This window comes from Stenotrophomonas sp. 3diitr2024 (assembly GCF_042136455.1).
In the GTDB taxonomy this organism is placed as follows: Bacteria; Pseudomonadota; Gammaproteobacteria; order Xanthomonadales; family Xanthomonadaceae; genus Stenotrophomonas; species Stenotrophomonas sepilia.
Genome location: NZ_JBHHMJ010000133.1, coordinates 1 through 7042, shown reverse-complemented (window position 1 = coordinate 7042; position 7042 = coordinate 1). Strand labels below are relative to the sequence as shown.

Annotated in this window: 6 protein-coding genes; 1 reads left to right on the top strand and 5 read right to left on the bottom strand. The window is 67.9% G+C overall.

What is annotated here, in order from left to right:
- Positions 1 to 209: 209 nt before the first annotated feature.
- The 3 genes from ABGA94_RS03225 to ttcA are packed head-to-tail and all read right to left on the bottom strand — an operon-like array spanning position 210 to position 2911.
- The gene (locus ABGA94_RS03225; protein ID WP_005421062.1) at positions 210 to 989 is read right to left on the bottom strand and encodes a M48 family metallopeptidase; all 780 of its coding nucleotides are present in this window, start codon (positions 987 to 989) and stop codon (positions 210 to 212) included.
- Positions 990 to 1048: 59 nt separating this feature from the next.
- Complete coding sequence (locus ABGA94_RS03220) at positions 1049 to 1954, bottom strand: recombination-associated protein RdgC (RefSeq protein ID WP_005421064.1); 906 nt, start codon at positions 1952 to 1954, stop codon at positions 1049 to 1051.
- 36 nt (positions 1955 to 1990) lie between these two features.
- Positions 1991 to 2911: a tRNA 2-thiocytidine(32) synthetase TtcA gene (ttcA, locus tag ABGA94_RS03215; RefSeq protein WP_170944947.1), complete on the bottom strand. Its 921-nt coding sequence runs from the start codon at positions 2909 to 2911 to the stop codon at positions 1991 to 1993.
- A 91-nt stretch (positions 2912 to 3002) separates the two neighbouring features.
- On the opposite strand from ttcA, the gene ABGA94_RS03210 reads away from it, so the two are divergent.
- Positions 3003 to 3206, top strand: a complete 204-nt coding sequence (locus ABGA94_RS03210) for a YdcH family protein (protein ID WP_005421068.1) — start codon at positions 3003 to 3005, stop codon at positions 3204 to 3206.
- A 121-nt stretch (positions 3207 to 3327) separates the two neighbouring features.
- Here ABGA94_RS03210 and plsB read toward each other — a convergent pair whose 3' ends face one another.
- Both plsB and ABGA94_RS03200 read right to left on the bottom strand, forming a co-directional pair.
- Positions 3328 to 5964: a glycerol-3-phosphate 1-O-acyltransferase PlsB gene (gene plsB / locus ABGA94_RS03205; RefSeq protein WP_032954727.1), complete on the bottom strand. Its 2637-nt coding sequence runs from the start codon at positions 5962 to 5964 to the stop codon at positions 3328 to 3330.
- Positions 5964 to 6917, bottom strand: a complete 954-nt coding sequence (locus tag ABGA94_RS03200; protein WP_375366368.1) for a hypothetical protein — start codon at positions 6915 to 6917, stop codon at positions 5964 to 5966. The genes plsB and ABGA94_RS03200 overlap by 1 nt, the downstream gene beginning before the upstream one ends.
- Positions 6918 to 7042 lie beyond the last annotated feature (125 nt).

The window sequence follows — 7042 nt, the reverse complement described above, 5'->3', positions numbered from 1 at the left end:
GCGGCATCCATGCCGCGGACACCCCCGCAATCCCACCCATCCCGTCCTTCGACAGTTTCCGGTGTGCCCACCACGGAAGAAAGAAGGAAGAGCAGGAGCGGGTCGCGCGCCGCGCGCGCTCTTCTGTAGAGCCGAGCCATGCTCGGCTGCTCTTCAACGTGATGACTGGAACCCCGCGCTGCACGCGTCAGCCGAGCATCGGCTCGGCTCTACAACAGCTGGCGAAGCATCGCCTTCAGTCGTCGCCCTTCCAGCTGGAAGTAGTCGCGCTGTTCGCGCCAGGCAGGGAAACGTTGTTCGACTTCATGCCAGAACGCGGCCGAATGATTCGGTTGGATCAGGTGGCAGAGTTCGTGCACCAGCACGTACTCGAACGCTTCCGGACGACCCAGCACCAGGGCCAGGTCCAGGGCCATGCTGCCATCGGGGGCCAGCGAGCCCCACTGCGAGGACATCACCTTCAGGCGCAGGCGGCTGGGAGCGCGCGGCAGGGTGGGCAGGTACTTCGGCAGCCAGCGGCCGACGTCGGCGCGGGTCTGCGCTTCATAGAACTCGCGCAGCAGGCGGCGCAGGGTGGCGTCACCACCACGGGTCGGCCACTGCACGCAGGCACCGTGCGCGTCGATCTCCAGCCGCGCGTAGCGGCCTTCCTGCCAGCGCAGCGGCAACAGTTCACCGCGCAATGGCAGCACGCCGTCTTCGCCGGGCTGCAGCGGTGCCGGCAGGCCCTGCCCCTGGTACTGGCGCAGCTGCAGCGCCAGCCAGTCGCGGTGCTGTTCCAGGAAGCGCTCGCCCATTACCAGGCTTGCGCGCGGTGGCAACGTCAACCGCGCGCCACGCTCGTCCACGCTCAGCTTGATGCGGCGCGCGCGCGGATCGCGCACGCGCAGCACCTCGATCTCGGCATCCTCCAGGCGCAGGCGAACGGTGTCGCGCTGTACGGTGGCGGGCGGGGTCGGCGTGATCAGGCGGCGCAGCAGACGGCTCATGCGCCCAGCATAGCGCTGCTTCGGGCCGCCGGATGACCGGCGACCGTCGAACTGCCTGTTCAGTCAGCCTTGCTGAGCTTGAACGCTTCTTCCAGCAACAGGAACAGGCGGCGGATCTCGGCGCTCTGCAGGGCGAAGCGGGCATCGAACTCGGCACGGCGGCCGTCTTCGTCGGCATGCTCCAACTGGTCCAGGGCGCCGTCGAGGAACTTCAGCTTGCGCACGATCAGGTCGTCGCCGATCACGAAGGACAGGTTGTCCTCGAAGATCAGCGCCAGCTTGGTCACCTGCTTGCCGGCGTCCAGGTGCTTGTCGATCTCGTCGCAGCGCAGTTCCTGGTGCTGGCACTTGACCACCGCGCCGCCTTCGACCGGATCCTTCATCTCGCACTCTTCGCCCAGGCTCAGCCCGGTCGGCAGCGGCTCTCCGGCGATCCAGCCGGTCAGGATCGAGCGCGGCGCGACTTCGGCGTTCAGCGGCATCGCCGGGAAGCTGCCGAGCAACCCGCGGATGTCGGACATGAAGTATTCGCCGGTCTTGCGGCTGGAGGTATCCACCGCCACGTAGCCGTGCTGCAGGTCGATGAAGGCGTCGTTGCGCGAGGACTTCACGAAGGCGCGCGGCAGCAGTTCATGCAGCAGGTCGTCCTTCATGCGCTTGCGCTCGCGGCCACCCGGGCGCCGCCCTTCCTTCTCCTCGATCTCCTCCAGCTTGCGCTCGAGCAGGTCGTTGACCACCGCCGCCGGCAGGATCTTGTCCTCGCCGCCCACGGTCAGCCACAGGTGTTCGGCGATGCGGTGGGAGAGCAGTTCCTTCTCCTCGCGGCCGAATGGCGAAATGAAGCCGCGCGAATTCATTTCCAGCGCGCCAACAGGCTTGAGCACGGCGTGCGGCAGCAGGGTATCGACTTCGGAAAAATCGGTGGTGGTCGGGAAACGGAAGAACGTCAGGTTGCGAAAGAACATGGAATTCCGGATGGCGAAGAGGAAGGGCGACCGACCTTAAACGGTGGGCGTCTCGGGATCTGCGTCGGCGTCGGCCGGGGAGCCGGCCAGCCAGGCATGGGCGTCGGGCAGCGGCGTGTCGTCGCGACGGCCCAGCGCCATGAAGTCGAACAGGGTGGTGTCGGCCAGCTGCGAGGGCCGGACTTCACCCATGGCGCGCGCGATCTGCTCGATGCGGCCCGGATGGTCCTTTTCCCACTGCTTGAGCATCAGGCCGACCTGGCGGCGCTGCAGGTTCTCCTGGCTGCCGCACAGGTTGCAGGGAATGATCGGGAACTGGCGTGCCTGCGCGTAGTCGACGATGTCGCTCTCGCGCACGTAGGCCAGCGGCCGGATCACCACGTGCCTGCCGTCGTCGCTGCGCAGCTTCGGCGGCATGCCCGCCAGCTTGGCGTGGTGGAACAGGTTCATGAAGAACGTGGCCACCATGTCGTCGCGGTGGTGGCCCAGCGCGATCTTGGTGAAACCGTGGGTCTCGGCGTAGTTGTACAGCGCGCCACGACGCAGGCGCGAGCACAGCGAACACATCGTCTTGCCCTCCGGGATGACCCGGCTGACCACCGAATAGGTGTCCTGCTCGATGATGTGGTACGGCACGCCCAGCCCTGCCAGGTATTCCGGCAGGATGTGCTCGGGGAAGCCCGGCTGCTTCTGGTCCAGGTTCACCGCCACCAGCTCGAACGGCACCGGCGCCTTTTTCTGCAGCTGCAGCAGCACGTCCAGCAGGGTGTAGCTGTCCTTGCCGCCGGACAGGCAGACCATCACCTTGTCGCCGGCCTCGATCATGCCGAAGTCGGCAATCGCCTCGCCGACCTGGCGGCGCAGGCGCTTGGCCAGCTTGTGCTGCTCGCGCTCGGCCACGCGCGGATCGCGGGCGGCGCGCGGCTGGGGATCGGGAAGGGAAATCACGGCACTCATGGGTTCCATTCTAACGGCTCGGAGCCGCCCCGGCCGGGGGTCGGGTTTCCCCTCTCCCGGCAGTCGTCAACGCTGTGTATGCTCGGAGGCTGTGGATACCTACAGCCCCGCCGAGATCGTCGAGCACCTCGCCGCCCTGCGCGCCGAGCACCGCCTGCTGGATGAACAGATCACCCGCATGGCGGCCAACGGCGAGGACGAACTGGAAGCCAAGCGCCTGAAGCGGCGCAAGCTGCAGCTGAAGGACTGCATCGCCAGGCTGGAAAGCCTGCAGATTCCCGACGAGCCGGCCTGAGCCGGGTCCGGTGGGTGCCAACCTTGGTTGGCCTCCCTCTCCGGTAGGTGCCAACCTTGGTTGGCACGGGTGGAAGTGTGCGGACCAAGGTCCGCACCCACCGCATTGTCCGGCGCGACCTTCAATCCTGCGGCGCAGGCTCGTCCGGGCGCGCAGCTTCCGGGCTGACCCGCTCGATGGTGTGGCGCAGCTCGCGCCCCAGGATGAACTTGGCGTCCTTGGCCCAGGCATCCAGGCGTTCATCGAACAGCAGCTTGCTGTTCTCGTCCGGCCACACCAGGCGCAGTTCGCGCAGCTTCTGGATGAAGCCGCGGAACAGGGCCTTGTCGAAGAACTCGGGAGCGGCCGGCGCATAGAGCAGGCTCAGGCGCTGCGCGGCCTGCTGGCACAGGCTTTCCAGCTCGGCCGCACCGAGCACGCCCGGGCCGTTCTTCACCAGCACCGAAATGGCGATGTAGTAGCGCTCGAACGCCTGCTGCAGCGAATGGCCGATCGCCCGCAGGCGGAACACCTCGTCGGTCTGCCCGGTGTTGCGCGCCAGGATGCCGCCGTCGTCATCGTTAACGTTCTGCAGCAGGCCTTCGCGCACGAACACATCGATGGTGCGGTCAATGCGCTGCGCGAACTCGTCCTCGCTCCACGGCAGGAACAGCTCGGCCTGCAGGAACGGGTACACCGTGCGGCCCAGCTGGACCAGGCCGGTACGGCTCATGCGGCGGTTGTTCTGGAAGCAGCAGGCCACCCACGACGAGGCGGTGAACAGGTGCACCACGTTGTTGCGGAAGTAGCTGAGCAGCACCGCGGTGTCGCCGCTGACGCTGAGCACATCGCCGAGCGGGTGCTTGATGCGGGTGAGGACGTTGATCTCCTCGGCATGGGCGATGATCCGCTCCGGCGAGTGCGGGGTCACCGTCACCCGGTCCGAGTACGGCATCTCGACCAGCAGCGTCTTGCACAGCTCGATCTGCGCGATCAGGTCGGCCTCGCCCATCGCGTGCTTCGGCGTGGACAGCAGGGCCAGCGCCAGCAGGTTGATGGGGTTGACGTCGGCAGCGCCGTTGATGCGCACCTGGATGCGTTCGGCCAGCGTATCCACCGTGGTCGACAGCCAGGCCGGCTTCTCGTCCTCGGGCACCGCCTCGCCCTTCCACTCCGGGGCCTTCTCGGCCAGCACATCGTTCAGCGCGATCGGCTCGCCGAAGTTCACCACCACCTGGCCGTAGTTCTGCTTGAGCACCTTGGGGATGCCCCACAGCAGCGACCAGATCGACTCCTTTTCCTTCGGCCGGCCGGACAGTTCGTCCAGGTAGCTGCCGCCCTCCATCAGTTTCTCGTAGCCGATGTAGATGGGCTGGAACAGGACCGGCTTGCGCGGCTGGCGCAGGAATGCACGCAGCGTCATCGAGATCATGCCGCCCTTGGGCTGCAGCAGGCGCCCGGTACGCGAGCGGCCGCCTTCGACGAAGTACTCCAGCGAATAGCCACCGGCCACCAGCTGCGCGACGTACTCACTGAGCACTGCAGAATACAGCGCATTGCCACGGATCGAACGGCGGATGAAGAACGCACCGCCCTTGCGCAGCAGGGTGCCGACCACCGGCAGGTTCAGGTTGATGCCGGCCACGATGTGCGGCGGCACGATGCCACGGTCGTACAGCAGGTAGGACAGCAGCAGGTAGTCCATGTGGCTGCGGTGGCTGGGCACGTAGACCACTTCGTGGCCCGGCGCGGCGGCCTTGAACTTGTCCAGGTGGTGCACCAGCACGCCCGCGTAGATGCGGTTCCACACGTGGCTGAGCATGAAGCTGGCCGAGCGCACCACCGGGCTGGAATAGTCCGCAGCGATTTCCCAGGCGTAGGCGTGTGCCTTCTTCCAGGCATCGGCCGGCTTCGAATTGTCGCGCTTTGCCTGTGCGGCGATCGCTTCGCGGACCGGCTCGGCGGCCAGCACCTGGTCCACCAGCAGGCGCCGGGTCGACAGGTCCGGGCCGATCACCGATTCACGGATGCGGCGGAAATGGGTGCGCAGCACGCGCTGCAGCTTGCGCACCGTGCGCTCCGGCTCCAGGCCTTCATCGACGGTGCTGCGCAGCGAGATCGGCGGGGCGAAGCGCACGATGGTATTGCGCCCGTTCAGCAGCAGCCCCAGCAGGCGGCGGAAGCGGCCCACCAGCGCCCAGTTTTCCGAGAACAGCACTGCGAACCAGCCGCTCTGCTTGTCCGGCGCGCGGCCGACGAAGATCGACACCGGCACCAGGTGCACATCCAGGTCATCGCGCACGCGGTGCGCCTGCAGGACCTTGGCCAGCGAATCGGAGTGGGTCTTGGCGCCGCGCTGCTCGGGAATCAGCGAGTTGCTGGAGCTGCGCCGCGACAGCGCCAGATAGGCGCGCTTGCGGCCGGTCGGATCACCGGCCAGCGGCACCAGCGGCGACGGCAGGCCGGCCTGGCGGCAGGCCTTGTCCAGGATCAGCGCGTTGGACAGGCCGTAGTCTTCCAGCACGTACATGACCGGGCGGCCATCGTTGTACTGGCCCGGGTCTTCCGGCTCGATCTTCAGCGACAGCCACGGCTCGATCAAGCGGCCCAGCAACCGCGCCCACAGCGGGCGGCGGCCAGCCGGACGCGCGTGCGCGGGCGGCGGTACCGGGTTTGGGCCGGTACCGGTCGAGGGGGACGCCGGCACCGTATCGGCGGGCGTCGACTGGGATTCTTCGCCGGGGAACGGCAGCGGGTTCTGTTTCGACATCGGCGCCATTATGGCTTAGCCGGCGGTGTTGCCGCTTCCCCACCCTCGGCGGGGGCTTCGGCCGGTGCTGGCGACGCAGCCGCGCGGGCCGCACCGGCCTTGCGCAGCAGCGCGTCGGTGTCGGCCAGGGTGCGGGTCAGGTACCAGTGGCCCTCGCGCCGGCTCAGTGGCAGCTGCAGGGTCATCTCGCGACCGGCCAGGTCGTAGTGCAGGCGCACCAGCGCATTGTCACCTTCCACCGACAGCAGTTCGCCGCGCACGCTGCGCAGCGCGTCGTCCACGCCGAGTCCGTAACTGCCCAGCACCGCCTTGAGGGTGTGGATGAACGGCGCCAGCTGCTGCAGGCTGCCTTCCATGCCGGCCGCCTGCAGGCCGGCTTCATCCTCGAAGCCGACCTTGCTGGCGGCGCCGACCAGCGCGGCGATGGTGCTGCGGGCACGTGCGCGGTCGCTGATCGGGGCAGCCTGCGCCCACCCCGCCAGGGTCTCGACCAGGGCGATGTAGTGGGCCTGCTGGCTGGGCGTGGAGCCCTTCTGGTGGCGCAGGTACTGCACGCCGAAGTTGCCCATCGACTGTGCGGCCTGGCGCACGGCGCCGGCCTGGCCAGCCAGCTGGCGATCGAAGCTGCGCTGCAGTTCGGCGCTGGCACCGGGCTTGCGCAGTGCGGCCAGCATCGGCAGCAGCTGGTCGCCCAGTGGCAGCTCGGTCAGCGGCCACTGGCTGTGGCCTTCCACCCACGCCTGCTGCAGGCGCTGGTACTGGCCCGGCGGCACCGACAGCTTTGCGTAGCCGACCAGATCATCTTCGGCCAGGCGCAACGCCATCGCCTGTACTGCAGCCACCGGCTCGGCCGTCGGCCTGGCCGGATCGTTGGCAGACTCGCGGCACCCCGCCACGGCCAGCAGCAGCATGGCCGCCAGCCCCCATCCACGCGCAGACTTTCCTCGCACCGCCACGCTCATGCACTCGGACTCCCCGGACCGGCCCGCATCTTGCGGCCTGCGACGTGACAGCGGCAAGCCGGGACGTCACGGTTTCCAGCCAAGGGGGTCAGATCCCTTCTGCCGGCAGGCAGAAGGGATCTGAC